This is a genomic window from Paenibacillus sp. FSL R5-0749 (assembly GCF_038595085.1).
Classification (GTDB): Bacteria; Bacillota; Bacilli; order Paenibacillales; family Paenibacillaceae; genus Paenibacillus.
Genome location: NZ_CP152005.1, coordinates 1,870,197 through 1,888,870 on the forward strand (window position 1 = coordinate 1,870,197; position 18,674 = coordinate 1,888,870).

20 protein-coding genes are annotated in these 18,674 nt (G+C 47.9%); 14 read left to right on the forward strand and 6 right to left on the reverse strand.

Features of this window, described 5'->3' with window-relative positions; genetic code table 11:
- Positions 1-14 precede the first annotated feature (14 nt).
- Positions 15-1,025 carry a carbohydrate ABC transporter permease gene (locus MKY85_RS08420; protein ID WP_342572368.1) on the forward strand — a complete coding sequence of 337 codons (1,011 nt, stop codon included), beginning with the start codon at positions 15-17 and terminating at the stop codon, positions 1,023-1,025.
- Positions 1,026-1,167: 142 nt separating this feature from the next.
- On the opposite strand, the gene MKY85_RS08425 is transcribed toward MKY85_RS08420, so the two are convergent.
- Positions 1,168-1,434 (reverse strand): hypothetical protein, encoded by a 267-nt coding sequence (locus MKY85_RS08425; protein WP_339240728.1) that lies wholly within the window; start codon positions 1,432-1,434, stop codon positions 1,168-1,170.
- Between the two features lie 108 nt (positions 1,435-1,542).
- On the opposite strand from MKY85_RS08425, the gene MKY85_RS08430 reads away from it, so the two are divergent.
- A complete protein-coding gene (locus MKY85_RS08430) occupies positions 1,543-2,085 on the forward strand; it encodes a hypothetical protein (RefSeq protein ID WP_342572369.1) in 543 nt (180 codons plus the stop codon).
- A gap of 94 nt (positions 2,086-2,179) precedes the next feature.
- Entirely contained in the window at positions 2,180-2,788 is a 609-nt protein-coding gene (locus MKY85_RS08435; RefSeq protein WP_342572370.1) for a DUF1349 domain-containing protein, read from the forward strand.
- Between the two features lie 27 nt (positions 2,789-2,815).
- Here MKY85_RS08435 and MKY85_RS08440 read toward each other — a convergent pair whose 3' ends face one another.
- The 3 genes from MKY85_RS08440 to MKY85_RS08450 form a co-directional block, all read right to left on the reverse strand.
- Positions 2,816-3,922, reverse strand: coding sequence for an MFS transporter (locus MKY85_RS08440; protein WP_342572371.1), 1,107 nt, complete (start codon positions 3,920-3,922; stop codon positions 2,816-2,818).
- An 89-nt stretch (positions 3,923-4,011) separates the two neighbouring features.
- Positions 4,012-4,542, reverse strand: coding sequence for a TetR/AcrR family transcriptional regulator (locus MKY85_RS08445; protein ID WP_339259946.1), 531 nt, complete (start codon positions 4,540-4,542; stop codon positions 4,012-4,014).
- Between the two features lie 78 nt (positions 4,543-4,620).
- Positions 4,621-5,391, reverse strand: a complete 771-nt coding sequence (locus MKY85_RS08450) for a DeoR/GlpR family DNA-binding transcription regulator (protein ID WP_339240735.1) — start codon at positions 5,389-5,391, stop codon at positions 4,621-4,623.
- Between the two features lie 354 nt (positions 5,392-5,745).
- On the opposite strand from MKY85_RS08450, the gene MKY85_RS08455 reads away from it, so the two are divergent.
- From MKY85_RS08455 to MKY85_RS08470, 4 genes are all read left to right on the forward strand, one after another.
- Entirely contained in the window at positions 5,746-6,711 is a 966-nt protein-coding gene (locus MKY85_RS08455) for a metallophosphoesterase family protein (protein WP_342572372.1), read from the forward strand.
- A gap of 42 nt (positions 6,712-6,753) precedes the next feature.
- Positions 6,754-7,611, forward strand: a complete 858-nt coding sequence (locus MKY85_RS08460) for a DMT family transporter (RefSeq protein WP_339259949.1) — start codon at positions 6,754-6,756, stop codon at positions 7,609-7,611.
- 210 nt (positions 7,612-7,821) lie between these two features.
- On the forward strand, positions 7,822-8,373 hold the full coding sequence (locus tag MKY85_RS08465; RefSeq protein WP_342572373.1) for a nucleotidyltransferase family protein: 552 nt from the start codon (positions 7,822-7,824) through the stop codon (positions 8,371-8,373).
- Positions 8,374-8,426: 53 nt separating this feature from the next.
- Positions 8,427-9,158 (forward strand): YdcF family protein, encoded by a 732-nt coding sequence (locus MKY85_RS08470; protein ID WP_339259953.1) that lies wholly within the window; start codon positions 8,427-8,429, stop codon positions 9,156-9,158.
- 77 nt (positions 9,159-9,235) lie between these two features.
- On the opposite strand, the gene MKY85_RS08475 is transcribed toward MKY85_RS08470, so the two are convergent.
- Positions 9,236-10,588 (reverse strand): M56 family metallopeptidase, encoded by a 1,353-nt coding sequence (locus tag MKY85_RS08475; RefSeq protein ID WP_342572374.1) that lies wholly within the window; start codon positions 10,586-10,588, stop codon positions 9,236-9,238.
- A 9-nt stretch (positions 10,589-10,597) separates the two neighbouring features.
- Positions 10,598-10,972 (reverse strand): BlaI/MecI/CopY family transcriptional regulator, encoded by a 375-nt coding sequence (locus tag MKY85_RS08480; RefSeq protein ID WP_339240744.1) that lies wholly within the window; start codon positions 10,970-10,972, stop codon positions 10,598-10,600.
- Positions 10,973-11,139: 167 nt separating this feature from the next.
- Between MKY85_RS08480 and MKY85_RS08485 the strand changes: the two genes are divergently transcribed.
- From MKY85_RS08485 to MKY85_RS08515, 7 genes are all read left to right on the forward strand, one after another.
- Positions 11,140-11,661, forward strand: a complete 522-nt coding sequence (locus MKY85_RS08485) for a hypothetical protein (RefSeq protein ID WP_339240745.1) — start codon at positions 11,140-11,142, stop codon at positions 11,659-11,661.
- Positions 11,662-11,778: 117 nt separating this feature from the next.
- Positions 11,779-12,669 (forward strand): TIGR01777 family oxidoreductase, encoded by an 891-nt coding sequence (locus tag MKY85_RS08490; protein WP_339259956.1) that lies wholly within the window; start codon positions 11,779-11,781, stop codon positions 12,667-12,669.
- 561 nt (positions 12,670-13,230) lie between these two features.
- Positions 13,231-14,232, forward strand: a complete 1,002-nt coding sequence (locus MKY85_RS08495) for a beta-ketoacyl-ACP synthase III (RefSeq protein WP_339259958.1) — start codon at positions 13,231-13,233, stop codon at positions 14,230-14,232.
- Positions 14,222-15,514 (forward strand): ATP-grasp domain-containing protein, encoded by a 1,293-nt coding sequence (locus MKY85_RS08500; protein ID WP_342572375.1) that lies wholly within the window; start codon positions 14,222-14,224, stop codon positions 15,512-15,514. Before MKY85_RS08495 ends, MKY85_RS08500 begins: the two co-directional genes overlap by 11 nt.
- Positions 15,511-16,506 carry an SDR family NAD(P)-dependent oxidoreductase gene (locus MKY85_RS08505; protein WP_342572376.1) on the forward strand — a complete coding sequence of 332 codons (996 nt, stop codon included), beginning with the start codon at positions 15,511-15,513 and terminating at the stop codon, positions 16,504-16,506. Before MKY85_RS08500 ends, MKY85_RS08505 begins: the two co-directional genes overlap by 4 nt.
- A complete protein-coding gene (locus MKY85_RS08510; protein WP_339259964.1) occupies positions 16,500-17,360 on the forward strand; it encodes an MBL fold metallo-hydrolase in 861 nt (286 codons plus the stop codon). The genes MKY85_RS08505 and MKY85_RS08510 overlap by 7 nt, the downstream gene beginning before the upstream one ends.
- Positions 17,357-18,673 carry a F390 synthetase-related protein gene (locus MKY85_RS08515; RefSeq protein WP_342572377.1) on the forward strand — a complete coding sequence of 439 codons (1,317 nt, stop codon included), beginning with the start codon at positions 17,357-17,359 and terminating at the stop codon, positions 18,671-18,673. Before MKY85_RS08510 ends, MKY85_RS08515 begins: the two co-directional genes overlap by 4 nt.
- The last annotated feature ends 1 nt before the right edge of the window (position 18,674 follow it).

The window sequence follows — 18,674 nt, forward strand, 5'->3', positions numbered from 1 at the left end:
GGAGGCTTCAGATTATGGCTGCATCAGGGACAGATCGCATGGTGGTAGTTCCGAAGCAGAATTACCACATGCAGCGGGTGCGAAACAAGACATCGGACCTTCTCTATTCCATATTCAGATATGCTTTGGTCATTGGTATTTCATTTATTATTTTATACCCGTTATTTCTCAAAGTGTCAGTGGCGTTCAAGGATAAGCAGGATATCTACAATCCAACGATCTATATGATTCCTCAGAACGTTACATTGGATAATATCCGGCTGGCGGCACAAGTGATGGATTACCTGCCTCTGCTGGCAAACACGTTATTGTTCGTTACCATCACAACGCTTCTGACAGCCATATCCTGTGCACTTGCCGGATACGGCTTTGCCCGGTTTTCTTTTCCAGGTAGCAATGTGCTCTTTATCCTGGTCATTCTCACCATTCTGGTGCCAACAAGCACACTCATGGTGCCGATGTATCTGCATTTCCGCAGCTTTGACTTTATGGGCATCATCCAGTTGTTTACCGGAAAGAATGGCATTAATCTGCTGAATACGTATTGGCCTTCCGTGATTACGGCGGCAACAGCGGGAGGGCTGAAGGCGGGGTTGTTCATCTACATCTTCCGACAGTTCTTCAAGGGCATGCCGAAGGAGATCGAGGAGGCCGCCCTGATTGACGGCGCTGGTGGATTCAAGACGTTTGCCCGTATCATGTTGCCCAATGCCATCTCACCACTGATTACGGTCATTCTGTTCTCCTTTGTGTGGCAGTACAACGATACGTTCTATTCGGCATTATTCATGAGTGAAAGTCCACTGATCTCACTGAAGGTGGCTTCCTTGCCTGCTCAGGCGAACCAGTTGATTCCGCAACTGATGGGCTTTGGTTCGAACTCGGGCATTAAGGCCGATCCGAACTATGTGGCCATGATTGTGGACACAGGTATTTTGCTGGCGATTGCACCGCTGATTATTTTGTATCTGTTTGTGCAGCGTTATTTCGTGGAGAGCATTGAGCGCTCAGGTGTAGTGGGTTAAGTGGAGCGTTGAATTGAGATGAAAGAAGCGTGGGTATTCGCTGTAACAATTCATGCGAATACTCACGCTTCTTTCTGGTGGGGTACATATGTAAATGGAGCTGTCCTTTGGAGAAACATTATAATCTGTTTCGAACCAAAATCTAGTTTGCCGGTTGTAGCATATCTCGGATATTGGGATATAAATTCACACTGTTCGTGAATAAGATATATGATTGATTAACCGTACGGATCAGAATCCTCTCGCTTGTGCCATTAACCGGACCGATCCGAATGGCGGATGGTTCGCTGCCACCGTACGTATCATCCAGAGTGACCGATGAGATATGTGCGATGGGGATTTCGATTTTGGAGAACTGCCAGCGGATGACCAGTTGATCTTCTATTTTTTTCACGTTAACACCAAACATAGGTTGATCTCCTCCTGTTGTAATTCATATCATTGTAGTAATCTCGTATGTCCAGTTTATCATATTATGGATAAAATTACCTTATTAATAATGAAGGGAGTGGAAGGGTTGAACGACTGGAATGCCTATCATTATTTTGAACAAAGTCTTGGTCCTTTCAGAAATCTCTCCAGCCTGTCTGCGGATGAAGCAGAAGAAGTAACTCAGCAGATCCGTCTTCAGGGAAGGAACTTTGCCAGTCGGCGATCCGCAGATTACATGGCTATTCGCAGAATGCTTGAGCATAGAGCTTATGAGCAGTTTGTTGCCAAAGGTGGAAAGCCGTTGCAATCATATCCCCATTACCTGACGCTTGGCGCATGTGAATGGTTGTCGTCCTGGTATTCAGAACCTGATCATGTGCTCATTCCGTGGGGGGATCTTCCTGTCGATGTTGTGAGTTTTACCTACGGGGACTTGTTTCCAACAATGAGGTTTGACGATGCTAAACCTTATCGTAAGCAGATTTATACCAAAGATGAAATCATCGAAGTGATCCAAACCTATGGTTGGCCTCAGGAATGGAACCGTCAGGGCGATAAGGGTCCGGAACGTTATATTGAGGTACAAGTGTGGGACGAGCGGTTCATCCAATCGTACACACGGGTGTAAGATAACGGGGATGGATACAGGATTAACCATGAGACATACCGAATACAAATAGAGAAATGAGTCAGCTTAAACTCCAACACAAAGGGTGTGCCACATGACGAATCTATTCGAACATTGTTCAGGTCAGACATTATCTGCCAACCTGGGATGGCTGAACGAGCCAGCAGATTGGTCCATTGAAGATGGCAAAGTAACGATAACCGTTTCGCCAGTCAGTGACTTTTTCATTGATCCGGGAGGTGACCCGGTGAAAGCCTCAGCTCCATTTTTACATACGATAATCAAGGGAGATTTCAGCATCGTCACTCAAGTACAGGTGGACATGAAAGAACAGTATGACTCGGGCTGTCTGATGGTAATGGTGGACGATACGAATTGGGCTAAAGTCTGCTTTGAATTTTTTGAAGAACAGCCGTCCATTCTCAGTGTTGTGACCCGTGGCAACTCGGATGATTGTGTATCATCCCCTGTAGATGTCAGCAAGCCTTATCTGCGTGTAGCCCGTGCAGGCAGCAGCTTTGCTTTCCATTATTCCCAGGATGGTGAGAAGTGGAAACTGGTACGTTATTTTGGCCTTGATTGCCCCGAAGAGATCAAAGTTGGCATCGTGGCCCAATCCCCAATCGGGCAAGGGACCACAGTTACTTTTGTAGATGTACGGCTTCAGTATGGACTGACCGGAAGTGTACGCCGAGTAGAATAAAAAACGATCAGAACGTTGTTCTGTCATTTATTTCACTCGAATTAACAATCCGAACAGGCCGAGTACAGCAAAGGCCAGAAATGCCGTTGTATTGGAGAACACTTCAATCGTGTAACCTGCCATGGATGAACCGAGGAATTGCCCAACACCCAGCGCGAGAAAGGCAAGACTAATTCCGATGGATACATTGGGACTGAATAGTCGCGTTGCCCAAACGATAAATACACTGGTCAGGAAAATATATGTGCTGCCAAATATGATCGCAGAGATCAGGCTTGCCGCCATGGATGGAAGCAGGATTACCCCCAGCGAGATAGCCAATAAAAGTATACCTATCCGGTAGGACCACCCAATCTCAATACGTTCAATAATGCGTCCGGCGCATCCGCCGAGTATCCCCATAACCCCCATCACAATCCAGAACAACACGGCTTCCGAATCGGAGGCCCCTTTCTCGTCCGTGAGGAAGTTTCGGGCAAAGGTCCAGTAGATTGCGGAACTAACACCTGTTAACAGACAAGCCATCAGAAGAGCAGACCCGGGTCTGGTTGGTTTCATACATGTCCAGAGCGACTTGGTACAAGGCAGTGTCTTGGTTGCCGGAATGACACGTCTGTTCCACAGCAGAACTACAACACCGATCACGGCAAACAGGATGTAGGTTAGACGCCAGTAATCCGTGAACAGCCAGTAGAGTGGACCCGATATAACAATTCCGAAGCTGGTCCCTGTATTAATCCAGCTGTTGCCTCTGGCTTGCAGATCCGGTGCAAGTTCGGCATTAACCGTGTTACCGAGTGCCGGAGAGGCCCAGCCTGTACTTAAACCGGCTAGAAATACACTAAATGCAAGAACCCATGCATTCTGAGACAGGGCAATGCCGGTTAATCCGAGCACTGCGCTGATGCCTGCCAATTGAATGACATAATGGTGCCCCTTGTGATTAATCAACAGGGGTGCCGTTAGAAGGGACAGACAATAGGCAATATACGTTCCAGAGTTAATCGCCCCGGAGGCTGCGTCATTCAAGTGTAAGGCTTCCGAAATTTCCGGCATAAACAATCCATAACTGAATCGCCCGAATGCATAACATACAGCGATAAGTGCAATGCCTGGAAAGATAATTTTTTTCATAAAATCCACCGCCTTTTTAGATAGAACGATCATTATATTTTCACTTAAATAAAAAAGTGAGTTGAACTACTAACTCACCCGGAATAGGACTACTTGAAACTGGTTTGCGTCATATGGATCAATTCTCGGCAGACGTCATTTACATTTTCTGTCTCAGCAAGTGCCGTAGAACCCTCCAGCAGCAGGGCAAATCGTATCAGATCTCGATCACTTGCAGCAGGCGCCAATGTTTGGATTAACGTTCTCATATGTCTTTTATGTGCATTCACTGTCTGGACGATGATATGGTCTGCATGACCTCCGAATTCTTCTTTGGCGCGTAAGAACAAGCAACCTCTTGACTCGTGTTCTTTCAACCAAGTTGCATGTCCTTCAGCCAGATTGAGAAACATGGGTTGTTCTTTATTGTTTGCATATTGCCTTAACTGTTCCAAATAACGCTGTTCGCGCCGGAGGAGCACCTGAACGATAAGGTCATCCTTGGATTCAAAGTGGTTATATAACGTCATGATGGCGATCCCGGCATCTGTGATAATTCGCTTCAATCCAATGGAGTGGAAGCCATGAAGATAAAATAATTCTTCAGCCACGTTCAAAAGCATTTCTTTTTTGCTGCTCATAATCAGGAATGTCCTCTCTTGAAAATAGGATAGAACGATCATTATACCTTATAAAGGTATAAAAAATGGCTCACACTGTCAAATCGTGTGAACCGTTTCAATCTCCATTTGATGTAGGGCCTCAATCCATTCAGTCGAACATTCGGAGTCTGTAATGACCATTGATACGTGATTCATGGGGGAGATCTGTGCAAACGTGGATCGACCAAATTTGGTGTGATCGGCTACCAAAATGGACTCTTCTGCTCGTTCCATCATTCTGCGGGAAACAAGTGCTTCTTCCAGCAAATAGTCTGTTACACCATCCATTAACGAAACACCGCCGGCAGAGATGAATGCTTTGTTTACTTTGAACTGACTCAGCAATTCATGTGTGACTGGCCCCGTGGAAGCTTGCACCGCTGAATTGATTTCACCTCCAGCAAAAATGATTTTACCTGCAAAACCTTCCAGCGCACAGGTGAGGATTGGAACTGAGTTGGTGATGACAGTCACCTGTGAACGATTTCTTAGTTGACGCATGATCTCCAGTGTTGTTGTGCCATTGTCCAACATCACGGTTTCACCATCTTCAATCAGAGCGGCAGCTGCAATGCCGATGCGCTGTTTCTCACTCATCTGAAGCTGCGCACGCTTTTGAAAAGGGGCTTCGATCATTCCTGAACGTACACGAACAGCTCCGCCATAGACTTTACGCAATTCGCCTTCCTTTTCGAGTCGATCCAGATCACGTCGTATGGTTTCTGTAGATACCTGAAACAGATCTGCCAAAGCCTGAACCTGAACTTTCCCTTGGGTAGCCAAACGGGTAAGAATAGTGTTTTTGCGCTCTTCGTACGTTAGAGACATACGTTGTCGAACCTCCTGTATTGCGTATACATATGTATTTTAAATTTATAATTCGTGTAGTCTTGTGGATTTATGTTGATTTATATAGTTTAAAAGGTCAAGCAAAGCTTGTCAATTTGCCGAACGTGTACTTTAAAAGAAATAAATCTGCACCGTCTAGGATCTTGATTATTTTGTTATCCAAGAACATGGGACAGAGATGTGATGATGAAGTTAATGATGTATTGACAGTACTATCATGTGAAGATAAGATCATATAAAACAACATAATGTCACAAGAAACAACATACAGAGTGTAACGAGATCATAATTATATAACATGTATTTTTACTTACTAATGAGGGGGTCAAAAGAGTGAAGCGACAGCTGACTTTTCAAAAAGATGGAACGTTTAAAATTGTGCAGTTTACAGATCTGCACTGGAAAGACGGCCGTCCTGAGGATATCAGAACCCGGAAGTTAATGAATACCGTTGTTCAGGCGGAACAACCCGATCTGGTTGTGTTTACAGGGGATGTGATCTATACAGGGCCGGTAGATCAGGGGAAAAAGGCATGTGAGCATCCGGAGCAGGCTTTCCGTGAGGCCGTAGCAGTTGTGGAAGAGTGTGGCATTCCGTGGGCATTTGTGTACGGCAATCACGATACGGAAAATCGGATTACTCCCGATGGATTAATGGATGTCATTCAGGAGCATGAGTATAACGTGACAGAGCCTGGTCCAAGCGAGATTGCAGGGATGAGCAATTACACGCTGGAGGTAGCCGATCCGGATGGGAGTCCGGCTGCAGTATTGTATTTCCTCGATTCAGGGAGTTATTCCACAGTTGAGTCTATTCCCGGCTATGACTGGATTCAGCCCAATCAGATCCAGTGGCTGATGTCTGAATCCATACGCGTCAATTCCGGCCGCAGCCGCGGAGATAAGCTACCCGCCTTGGCGTTTTTTCATATCCCGATTCCTGAATACCAGTCCATGTGGGACACGCAGATCTGCTATGGCAGCAAGTACGAGCCTGTCTGTTCTGCCCAAGTGAACTCGGGGCTGTTCTCTGCACTGCTGGAGATGGGCGATGTGATGGGAACCTTTTGCGGACATGATCATGTGAATGATTTTCACGGTAATTACCATGGCATTCGTCTCTGCTACGGGCGTTCGAGTGGGCACAGTACATATGGAAGGGAAGGCATGCTGCGCGGAGGACGCATCATTCAGATGAAGGCGGGACAACGCAGCTTTGATACATGGCTTCGTCTGGAAGACGGCTCTGTCGTGAAGGAGCAGCCAGAACATCAACCTGGGAGCGCTTCAGCACAATAGATTATATAAAAGAGTAATGGAGTAGAGAGGAACGTTTTGATTATGATTTTACCTATAATGCTGGTACTGGCTTCCGGGATGGCTCATGCCGTCTGGAGCATGTTTACCAAGCGCAGTCTGAATAAAAGTGTGTTCTTGTGGTCCATTATGATGATTCCAACGATTATATTGCTTCCTGTACTCATTGTGGAATTGGCACGTGAACCCTTATCCATGGCAGCCTATGCGCTACTGATTCTGTCGATGGGCTTGCAGGCATTGTACTCTTGGCTGTTGTCTCAGACCTACGAACTCGGCGATCTATCTCAGATCTATCCGATTATGCGGGGAACGAGCACCTTATTGGTACCTCTGATCGGAGTTACTTTTCTGGGTGAAACCTTATCATTGTACGGCTGGATCGGCATTGCGTGTATGCTCGGCGGATTTACGGTGCTCAGTGGTGCCGGAAGCAGAGATGTTAATACGGGCTCGCGTGTAACGGGATTGAAGCCGGTTTTGATGGCTTTATGTGTAGGTTTATGTACAACCAGTTACGTGTTCGTGGATAAGCTGAATCTGGAACATATCTCACCCTTATCATTACTTGAAGTGACCAACATTGGTTTTGTCGCCGGTTTAACCCCTGCGTTGCTGGCTTCTCGTCAACTGCGTCAGGAGTGGAAGGTGAATCGATCGACCATTATGCTTGGCGCGTTACTGAATCCGGGCTCGTATCTGTTGTTTCTGTTTGCGTTACAGCAGGCACCGATGGCAAGACTGGGTCCCCTTCGGGAAGTAGGAACGATATTTGCAGCCTTCCTCGGTATTTTACTGCTGAAAGAACAGCAGGGGAAAAAGCGTATTCTCTGTTCCGTCGTTATTTTTGCCGGCATTTTGCTAATTGGGATGTGGGGCTGACTAAAAAAATGAATCAGATTTCTTCATGCAATCCCCTCAGGTGAATGACCTTAAGATGCATCTGTTCAGATGACACTTAGGTGACCGCCTGAGGGGATTTGTTCATTTTATCGGAGACACCCAAACATGATATATTGGATGCAGGCACAGTAAGCAGGTAGAATAGATTGAGGGAGTGAGTAGAGCATCGGGAGTAAAGAGAAGGACCACTTGTTGCATGAGGAGAAATTCATCCGGGCAATTGCGGAGCACGAGCAATTAATGCATGACCTGCGGAGAGTCCGAGGTCTCCATTTGCCACAATGTTACATAGGTGCAGGATATATTCGCAATTATATCTGGGATATTCTCCATGGATATGCTGTTCGAGAGCTGCATAGTGATATTGATGTTGTCTATTACGATGCGCAAGATCTGCGAGAGGAACGAGACATACAGTTGGAGTGTCAGCTTCGTGAGTTGACAGGCAATGCCAAGTGGTCGGTCAAAAATCAGGCCAGAATGCATCTGCGCAATGGCACAGATCCTTATCTTTCTACTGAAGATGCTCTTCGCTATTGGCCAGAGATTGTGACTGCCATAGGGGTACAGTTGGATGAAGAAGATCGGGTTAACATCTGCGCTCCTCATGGTCTGTGTGATCTGTATGCGTTAATGGTTCGTCGAAGCCCGTTCTTCACGGATGCTGATTATTATAATCAACGCGTACAGAAGAAGTGCTGGCAACAACAGTGGCCCAAACTAACGATAATAACAGACTGAAAGATAAGTGATTTGCGGAAGTGCAGGTACAAGAAGGAGTGTCTACGGAATTGATGAAAAAGTTCTTACAGAAAAACGGACTGATCATTGATCTTGTCCTGTTGGCATGTTTTGTAGCTTTTCTGGTCTTTTGGGGCCAGAGGTTTGCGGTCATGTTTTTCGGAATGATCACGGTGGCTTTTATCGTGCTAAGACGGATTGACTATCAGAAGCATGTTATTCTGAAACGGATTATCCTTACCGGATTTGGTGTGGTTGCCGTCTCCTTTGTCATTGTTGAAGCACTTGTGTTCACACAGCTTGGTGCGAATGATCCGGAAGAAGCGGACTATGTCATTATTCTGGGTTCAGGCATTCGGGGAACGGAATTGTCATTGACCCTCAAGCAAAGGTTAGATGCCAGTCTGGACTACATTCGCAGTCACCCTCAGACGCCGGTGATTGTATCGGGTGGACAGGGACCCGGGGAATCGATTCCCGAAGCGCTTGCCATGAAAAACTATCTGATTGAACAGGGGATTAACCCCGCCCAAGTCATTATGGAAGATCGCTCGACGAGTACACAGGAGAATCTGGCCTTTTCCAAAAAAATCATTCATGAATCCGGATTGGAGCACCCCGAGATCATGATTGTCACCAGTGACTATCATATGTTCCGTTCCAAATATATCGCTGCCAAGAACGGGTACGCGGCAGAATACGGTATATCGGCCCCGTCACCGGGATATTTGAAGCCGGTCAACATGATCCGTGAATATTTTGCTACGATCAAAACGTTTATCTAATATGCAAAAAGGACGAAGCGTAATACTTATGCTTCGTCCTTTTGCATATATGGGTGTACTTGTTCCTTAACGTTGTGTTACTTCTCTGAAGGAACAAGTACAGCTTCAGAAACCTGATCCGCAGGCGCTACCATTTCAGAAGATGAGGCAGGAGAAGGAACGGTTGCAGCCTCGGAAGGGAGGGCTACCATCTCAGAAGATCCAGCAGGAGAAGGAACTGTGGCTGGTTCTACAACTTGAACTTCAGAAGGTTCAGTAGTCGAAGGAGCTGGTATATTTTCTGAAACTTCATCCTCAGGGATAGCCACGATTTCAGGCGTTTTGGAAGCAGCGGGAGCAGTTACAGCTTCAGAAATTCCGGATTTAGATGGAGAAGCTGCGATTTCAGGAGTTTCAGATACGGTAGGAACAGGCACGGCTTCAGTAGCCTTGGCCTCTACTTTAACCGTATGGTTTGATGCCCATACTGCGGTGGATGTACTTACTCCTGTAATAAGCAATAGGGCCCCCATACTTAACATCCAGTGTTTCTTGTTCAGTTTCTTCACGTTAAACATGTTCATCAATCTCCTTTTTAATTGTTTGCCTTCACCCGACAGGGATGAACAAAATTGAGCAGGCATATTCTTGGTTCCCGCCATCACATTTAAAATTGTCTCACCATATTGTCTTCGTTCTTCGTGGGACATCTCTTTCACCACATCTTCATCACAGGCTAATTCGCTCCAGGTATGAATGTCCCGGCGAATCATATGAATCAGGGGATTGAACCAGTGCAGGGCACTAACCCCCAAGGTCAGAGCCTTGACCCACAGATCTTGATGTTTCAGATGTACCAACTCATGATGAATCACCATCTTGATGTCCATCTTTACCGTATTTTCGGGTGGAAGATATATGGTTGGTTTAAACAAGCCGACCAGTATAGGGCTCCGTACTGCCGTGCTGTGAGCAAGCGTGATATTGCGTTGGAGACCCAAAGCCTCTTTGATTAATGGCAGCTGTATAGCGGCTTCACTATCATAGAGAACTGGTATACGTGTGCGTGATAGTTCATTCAAAAATCTCCGATAACAGTACACCTGCCATGCAGAAAAACCGATGACGCCAATGCCCCATATGCATAACAGGGACCAGGCTGTAGTTACAGAAATGGTTTGTGCCGAGATAAATGTCCCTGCAAGTAAGCTTGTAGATGTTGCATGCTCCATACTCGGTACAGTTGATGTAGGAGGGAATGCAAAACCCAAAAGCCATGAAAGGCCAAGGGATACCGGGAGCAGATAGAACAAGAGAGCCATTTTACCGAGTCTGTAGAGCCACTTGGTCGGAAAAACAGATACAGGTATGAGTCGCAGTGTCAACATACATATGGCAACGATACTTCCAGCCACGGTCAGGCTGCACAGAATTTCAAAAAAGATGTTCATGATCTGCACCTACTTTTCCGAAAGCCATTTTTTCAGTTCTGAAATGTCATCGTCTGAAAGCTTATCGCCGTCATACATGGCCGAAACCAAATTCTTGACAGAACCTTGATAAAGCCCATCAAGCACGTGCTGTGTTTCCTGTAGTTTATAGTCTTCTGGTTGTAGAAGAGGTTTGTAATCATTGATTCTTCCACGCCTCGTCACGGTAAGAGCGCCTTTATCCACCAATCTGGACAGAAAGGTAGACATGGTCTGCGCTTTCCACGCTTTCCCTTTCTCAGCGAATATGTCTAATAGCTCTGTCGAGGTGACGGGTGGATCGCATGACCATATAACGACCATTAACTCCATTTCTGTTTCGGATAATTTTTGAATCTGGTTCACAGTGAACACTCCTTAACATCGTTATGCGTCCATAACGAGCATATTACTACACTACGTAGTACGTATAAACTACTACAACTTGTAGTGGATAGTCAAGTTATCCTGATAGATGATTGCCAAACCATGTTATAATATAGGTCATTAATAGAAGAACGATGTAGGAGTGAATGATCATTACAGCATATCAATTACCTGCTCTCTATGAGCAGAAGCGAGTTTCAATGCAAGAAATGGAAGAGATTGTACGCCTATTGGCCCAAGCCCCGCTACTATATGATGATGGAGAGAGCATTCAGGTTCAGGACTATCTGGAAGGATTGGAAGTCGAACTTGAGCATGAGGTACGCCTTGCTGTGACTGAATTGTATGCACTGGCTGTTCAGGCCTGCCGCGTCTTCGCTGATCCATTGGCGTACGAACAACTTCAAGATGCGCTTGGGTTACAGGCTGAGTTATGGCAGGAGGAAGTGCTTACTCTTGCGAAGTGGATGGACTGGCTGAAGCAGATCAGTGAAGGAAAAAGAACACTGCCCGAGTACAACTTTACAGCCATGCTTGGGACTTTGCCGGACGGATTCATGATCCATGACTTTTATGATGAGCTCCGATATCAACTGGAACAAAACCCTGCAAACACATGGGCTATCGAAGAGCGGGATCGCTTGTACACGGCGCTGGGTGCGAATTAAATCAAACCAACGGGTCACCAGCGGGGTTTAATCTAATATCTGTATTTTGCATGCATAGAAACAGGTTGATCTATCTCTTGCGAAATCTTTACCCAGTATGGGAAATGAGGGGATACCGTGAAAAAGATTGTATTAGCTGGTGGAACGGGTTTTGTTGGACAGGATTTTGCCCAAAGGTTCAGGAAGCTGGGTTATGAGGTGCTGATTATCTCGCGTCAGCCCGGTCATATTGCCTGGGAGGATCGTACAGGGATCATAGAGGCACTGGAAGAAGCAGAGATGTTGATTAACCTGGCAGGTAAATCGGTGAACTGCCGTTATACGGATGAGAATCGCAAAGTCATTCTGGAATCCAGAACGCGTACAACACGTATTCTCGGGGAAGCCGTCCTGGCTTGTAAACATCCTCCCGAACTATGGATTAATTCGAGTACGGCGACCATATACAGACATGCTGAAGATCGTCCCATGACGGAAAAAGAAGGCGAGATTGGCTCTGGCTTCTCGGTCGACGTTGCCAAAGCTTGGGAACAGGCTTTCTTTGAATTCAGTTTGCCGTCTACACGTCAAATTGCACTGCGAATTGCGATTGTGCTGGGCGAGGGCGGCGTGATGGTGCCCATGACGAACCTGGTCCGTTTTGGCCTGGGAGGATCTCAAGGTGCAGGAACACAGCAATTCAGCTGGATTCATATCGAGGATCTGTTCCGCATGGTGATCTATTTGCAAGAGCATCCGCACTTAAATGGTGTGTTCAATGCGTCCTCTCCGCATCCGGTTACAAATCGGGAGCTCATGGCACGTCTGAGAGAACAGATGGGTGTTCGGATCGCGCTGCCCTCTCCTCGCTGGATGCTTGAACTGGGCGCACGATTCATCAAGACCGAAACAGAGCTGGTTCTCAAAAGTCGATGGGTCATTCCTGAGCGACTGGAGAGGGAAGGCTTCACTTTCACCTACGGAACGTTAGATGTCGCTCTTGCCGAGATCCTGAGTAAGAAGAAATAATATTTCATACAAAAGAAAACACAACAGCAAGGGCAGAGGCATCTGCCCTTTATTATATATTTTAAGGCTTCTATCAAATGGCGTTTCGCCATTTGAGGTTAAGGACTCATTTCATTTATATATGTTCAACTAAACATTTACACGATAACGGAGAGGACAGAAATAACTTGAAGAAGCTAAGCGTGCGCCCAAAAGCTTTCTGAAAGAAAGCTGCATCGGAAGCATCGGCTTATCCCCGGATTTTCCCTTTTTAAGAAGGGAATCAAAAAAATCTGGGGATAACAGCGATCGGAAAGTTGTTCTGTCTTCGGAGTCTCTGTGTAAATACTAATTAGCTGAACTTATAGAGGTTTTTCAAAAAGTTCGCTTTTGATTACGAAGGATGCCTAGTGGCATCATCAGCATCGAATATGGAATTCAGCCGAAATGTCCGTTGCTCACGTAGTTTTCCTACGCTCCGCTACTCCATTTCTAGCTTCATCCCATCTTCTCGGTACTGAAAATCGGTCTTTTTGAATACGAACTTATTATCAGTCAGATGAACAGAAAGAGGTTGGGGAAATGCAACTTAGAAGAGTGAGGATTGCGGGAACAGGGAAGTACCTGCCTGAACAGGAAGTTACCGATGAGGAACTGGATCGCCGCTTGGGCGTGCCTGCAGGCTGGGTTAGCAAAGCCACAGGTGTAGGTGTACGCCATTATGCTTCGGGTGAAGAGACTTCCTCCTTCATGGGCGCGCGGGCTGCTGAAGCTGCACTTGCGGATGCAGGATTACAATTCAGTGATATCGACTGCCTGGTGTGTACCAGTGGCACGAAGGAACAACCGTTGCCTAGTACGGCGGTGTTTATCCAGCAGGCCATGGGGCAGCAAGATTCGGGCGTACCCGCCTTTGATATGGATGCAACCTGCCTGAGTTTCCTGAACGGACTGGATGTGATCTCCTATATGGTAGATGCCGGACGTTACCAGCGAGTACTGCTCGTAGCCACCGAGATTGCCTCAGCGGGACTAAATTGGTCGGATAAAGAGAGTGCGGCCCTGTTCGGAGATGGAGCAGCCGCCGTTATTATTGAGCGTTCGCCTGAAGGGTCATCCTCACAGATTGTACATGCTTCCCTTCAAACCTACAGCCGAGGTGCTCGCTTCTCGGAGATAGCAGGTGGCGGTACACGGCAGCATGCTTCGAATTATAATGCAGATCAGCCTGAGCCTTACCTATTTCATATGGATGGACAGGCCATCTTCCGCATGGCTTCCAGACTTTTACCCGGATTCATTGGTGGTATGTTGCAGGCGACCGGGAATCGGATGGAGGATTTCCAATTGGTGATTCCCCATCAGGGGAGTGCCATGGCGATGAGACTGATCCGCAAAAAGCTAGGCATTGCTGAAGATCGGTTTATGGACATCACACGAAATCACGGCAATACAATTGCGGCATCGATCCCGATGGGTCTGCATGAAGCGATTAGACAACAGCGGATTCAGCGGGGAGATCGGGTGTTGATGATTGGCACGGCTGCCGGATTATCATTGGGAGGACTCATTTTTGACTACTAGATCTGGGGAAACCGGACATCGTACAGCTGCTTCTCTTCGTGTGCTGCTTACAGGCGGAAGGGCTCCCGTTACGCTCGATCTGGCACGTATGCTTCATCGTGCAGGCCATCGGGTCTATGTTGCGGAGAGTGTCGTACGGCATCTGACCAGATCATCCCGTGCAGTGGAACAGTACGCTGTGGTTCCATCGCCGCGTCATGACACACGTACTTATCTGGCGGAACTGGAACGGTTGGTACAGGATTGGCAGATCGACCTGCTGATCCCCATGTGTGAAGAAGTCTTCTATGTTGCTCAAGGGGCAGACAGACTGCGTGCATATTGCCGTGTTCTGGTTACAACCATGGAGCAATTACATGAGCTGCACCATAAATATGATTTTATCCAGCTTGCAGGGTCACTCGGTCTTTCAGTTCCGGATACGCGCCTGATCAACAATCAGCAGGAATGGATGGAAGCTCAGTCTGTTCTGGGAGAATCAGGAGATTGGGTGTGGAAACCGGTGTATTCCCGCTTCGCAGCCAAAGTTCGCATGCCTACACGTTTGATCGATGAGGGTACGGGCGGGACTGAGCAAGAAGGACACATAAGCAAAAAGAAGCATCGACATTTACGTAACGATCCTCCGGAAGAAGGGGAATTATCCTCTGCTTCCCCTTGGGTTGCACAGGCCTTCATTCCGGGTCAGGTGTTGTGTACATACAGCATAGCCCACGAAGGACAACTGGTTGCGCACGCCACCTACGATAGCCGCTACCGCACAGGAAGCGTGGGGGCCAGTGTATTTTTTGAACAGGTGGAACATGAGGGTGCCCTTGCGTGGGTAAGACAATTCGTTGAAGGAACGGGATTTAGCGGACAGATTGGGTTTGATTTTATAGTGGTTCAGGATGGGCAACTGTATGCAATTGAGTGTAATCCGAGGGCAACGAGTGGGATTCATCTGTTTCACCCCGGAGATGACTTGGTGCGTGCACTGACTGAACCGGAGACGTTGGTCAAAGAAGGAAAATGGATCACGCCCGCAAAGGGTAGCAAAGCCATGCTCATGCTTCCCATGCTGGGAAGCGGAGTACAGCAGATCTTCGGCAAAGGCAAGTTCCGTGCATGGATAGCTGCCTGGCACGGAGCGAGGGATGTGGTTTATTTAAGGCAGGATATTCAGCCTTTCTTTGAACAATTCGCGGTAGTGCTGGCCGCCTGGCGTCTGGCAAGATCACAGAAAATCTCACTGACTGAAGCTTTGACTCACGACATAGAATGGAACGGTGAACAACAATGAAGAGAGCATTGGTTACAGGAGCTACGGGATGTCTGGGCAGGCACCTCGCGATACGGCTTGCAAAAGAGGGATGGGACGTCACAGGCATGGGCCGACAGTCCAAGGTTGGTGCAGAACTTGAGTCGGCAGGAATCCGATTCCTGAATGGAGATATACGGGATGAGGCGGCAGTAAATGAAGCGTGTACGGGGCAGGATGTGGCCTTTCACTGTGCGGCGCTATCATCACCATGGGGGAAGTATAGGGACTTTTATGGAAGTAATGTGGAAGGAACACAGAAACTCATGGATGGCTGCCTGAAAAATGATGTACAGCGATTCATACATGTCTCGACTCCAAGTGTATATTTCAACTACATACCACGATTTAACGTACATGAAAATGACCCGTTGCCATCCAAACCAGCGAATCATTACGCAGCCACGAAGCTTCTCGCTGAACAGGTCGTAATGGAAGGGCATAGAAAGGGACTTCCGTCGGTCATGATTCGACCGCGAGCGATCTTTGGTCCGTATGACCAGACGTTGTTTCCCCGAATTGTCGCGGCCAATGCGAAATCCGGCGTGCCCATGATCGGTGGCGGACAGGCTTTAATTGATCTGACCTGTGTGGATAATGTGGTGGACGCCCTGTTATTGTGCCGTGATGCACCGGACGAAGCGCTCGGCAGAGCGTACAATATCTCCAATGGCGATCCGAGGGCGTTTAATGAGTTGGTGAGCAGCTTGTTTGGCATGCTGGACATGCCTCTGCGTCGTCGAAACATTCCTTATCAGGCAGCATATGGCGTTGCAGCATTGCTCGAGCGTGTTCATGGCTTTATTCCTGCGCTGGGTGAACCTGTGTTGACAAGGTATACCGTTGGCTCCTTATCCATCCCGCAGACATTGGATATTACGGATGCACAGGAGCGATTGGGATACGTCCCTCGGGTGTCTATTGAAGAAGGTTTACAACAATTTGCAGACTGGTGGAGGGCTGGATCATGCTGACAACAACTCCGGTAGAACTATATCTGGGTGCAGCAGGTTACTGTACACATCCAGAATTTCTGACGCTGCGGGGTGGTCGGTTGAAGCCGGTGCCTTTCCCGGCAGGTTTTGCCTGCATCATTCACCCTGTACATGGACCAATCCTGCTGGATACGGGATATAGCTCCCGCTTTTTCAAGGAAACGGCTCATCTGCCCAATGCACTGTATCGTCATATTACACCGGTTGTCTATCGTGAAGAGGATAGTGCCGTTCATTTTTTGGCTGGGCTTGGGCTGAAAGCTTCGGATATCCGGTATATTATCCTCTCCCATTTTCATGGCGATCACATCGCAGGTGTACGAGATTTCCCGGAGGCACAATTCATCTATTTGCCGAGAGCTTATGATGCTGTGCGCTCACTCGGTCCGATTGCGGCTGTGAAGGCAGGTTATCTGTCTGGATTGTTGCCTGAAGATTTTGTAGCCAGATCCTTGCCTGTTACGCGTCAGCCGGAGCGGTGGACAAGAGCGGGAGAATCGTTCCCTTATGATGAGGTTTACGATATCTTCGGCGATGGCAGTCTGCTGGGGGTGGAGGTATCCGGTCATGCGGAAGGCATGATGGGACTTCTGTTGCGTACAGAAGAACATGATTATTTCCTGTGCGCGGATGCAGTGTGGTCGAGTCGGGCTTTTCGTGAACAGCGCAGGCCTCATGCGCTCGCGGGTATCATTATGTCTGATCGACAGGAATACCACCGTAACTTTGACAAGTTGGTTCAGCTGCATCAGCAGTTTCCCGACATTCGGATAGTGCCGAGTCACTGCCGAGATGTGCTGGACGCTTGGGGCACAGGAGGGCTGAAACGATGAGCAATACCCTTCGTATTGTAGTACATTATGCGCTTGCACGCGGGCTGCGAACATGGAAAACGCGGGAACAACTGGAGCGCTGGCAAGAGCGTCGGATTATTCGACATGTCCATCAGATCCGCGCCCGATCTCCGTTTTACCGAAAGTGGTGGGGTGGCGTGGACGCATCCTACTGGAGAAGCTTTCCGATGATTGACAAATCAATCATGATGGAGAACTTTGATACACTGAATACGGTAGGTATTACCAAGGATGAAGCGTTGGCTCTAGCAGGTGAAAGTGAAGAAACGCGTGACTTCAAACCCTCCATTCAGGGAGTGACTGTTGGATTGTCCTCGGGTACGTCAGGGAACCGGGGAATATTTCTGGTAAGTGATCAGGAGCAGGATGCGTGGACGGGCACGGTGCTGGCCAAGTTGCTGCCTGGTGGGCTGTGGAAACCTGCGAAGATTGCGTTTTTCCTGCGGGCCAACAGTAATCTGTATGAATCGGTGCAGCGCGGCAAGTTACAGTTCCAGTACTTTGATCTTCTGGAACGTGTGGAGACCTTGGTGAGACGGTTGGAAGAATACCAACCTACCGTCTGGGTGGCTCCCCCATCCATGCTGCGTCTGTTGGCGGACGCCTATGTGGCAGGCCACCTGACCGCTGTACCGGATAAAATCATCTCGGTTGCCGAGGTGTTGGACCCCCTGGATCGCAAGGTACTGGAACAGGTCTTCGGACAGAACGTTCATCAAGTCTACCAGTGTACAGAAGGGTTCCTGGGAGCGACCTGTCGTTATGGCACACTGCATTTGAATGAGGATATAGTCCATATTGAAAAAGAGTACATGGACCCGGCCACCCGCCGGTTCGTGCCCATTATTACGGACTTCTCCAGAACATCACAGCCGATCATCCGGTATCGGCTGAATGATATTCTGACCGAGGCGGCAACGCCATGTGCCTGCGGTTCTCTGTTTACAGCGATTGAGCGGATTGAAGGCCGCTGTGATGATACGCTTTATTTTGAACAACTGCATACGGGTGTGTCTGTACCGGTCTTTCCGGATTTCGTTACTCGCGCCGTCATTGCGGCTTCGCCGGATATTGAACATTATCGTGTGGTGCAACGTGGGAACGGGACGATGGAGGTATCGCTAGTACTTGGTGGAAATGCAGCAATGGAGCAAGTAAGGGCTGATGTGTTGCATGAATTGAACAAGATGGCAGACAGGATGGATTGTACTTTACCGGAGGTGAGATTCGTTCCGTATGCGTTCAAACCAGGGGTCACCAAGCTACGCAGGGTGGAGAGACAGCTTGATTGAG

Coding starts and splice junctions, on each gene's coding strand:
- MKY85_RS08420 (WP_342572368.1), top strand. CDS start 15: ATGGCTGCATCAGGGACAGATCGCATGGTGGTAGTTCCGAAGCAGAAT.
- MKY85_RS08425 (WP_339240728.1), bottom strand. CDS start 1,434: ATGTTTGGTGTTAACGTGAAAAAAATAGAAGATCAACTGGTCATCCGC.
- MKY85_RS08435 (WP_342572370.1), top strand. CDS start 2,180: ATGACGAATCTATTCGAACATTGTTCAGGTCAGACATTATCTGCCAAC.
- MKY85_RS08440 (WP_342572371.1), bottom strand. CDS start 3,922: ATGAAAAAAATTATCTTTCCAGGCATTGCACTTATCGCTGTATGTTAT.
- MKY85_RS08445 (WP_339259946.1), bottom strand. CDS start 4,542: ATGAGCAGCAAAAAAGAAATGCTTTTGAACGTGGCTGAAGAATTATTT.
- MKY85_RS08450 (WP_339240735.1), bottom strand. CDS start 5,391: ATGTCTCTAACGTACGAAGAGCGCAAAAACACTATTCTTACCCGTTTG.
- MKY85_RS08460 (WP_339259949.1), top strand. CDS start 6,754: ATGATTTTACCTATAATGCTGGTACTGGCTTCCGGGATGGCTCATGCC.
- MKY85_RS08470 (WP_339259953.1), top strand. CDS start 8,427: ATGAAAAAGTTCTTACAGAAAAACGGACTGATCATTGATCTTGTCCTG.
- MKY85_RS08475 (WP_342572374.1), bottom strand. CDS start 10,588: ATGAACATCTTTTTTGAAATTCTGTGCAGCCTGACCGTGGCTGGAAGT.
- MKY85_RS08485 (WP_339240745.1), top strand. CDS start 11,140: ATGATCATTACAGCATATCAATTACCTGCTCTCTATGAGCAGAAGCGA.
- MKY85_RS08495 (WP_339259958.1), top strand. CDS start 13,231: ATGCAACTTAGAAGAGTGAGGATTGCGGGAACAGGGAAGTACCTGCCT.
- MKY85_RS08505 (WP_342572376.1), top strand. CDS start 15,511: ATGAAGAGAGCATTGGTTACAGGAGCTACGGGATGTCTGGGCAGGCAC.
- MKY85_RS08510 (WP_339259964.1), top strand. CDS start 16,500: ATGCTGACAACAACTCCGGTAGAACTATATCTGGGTGCAGCAGGTTAC.
- MKY85_RS08515 (WP_342572377.1), top strand. CDS start 17,357: ATGAGCAATACCCTTCGTATTGTAGTACATTATGCGCTTGCACGCGGG.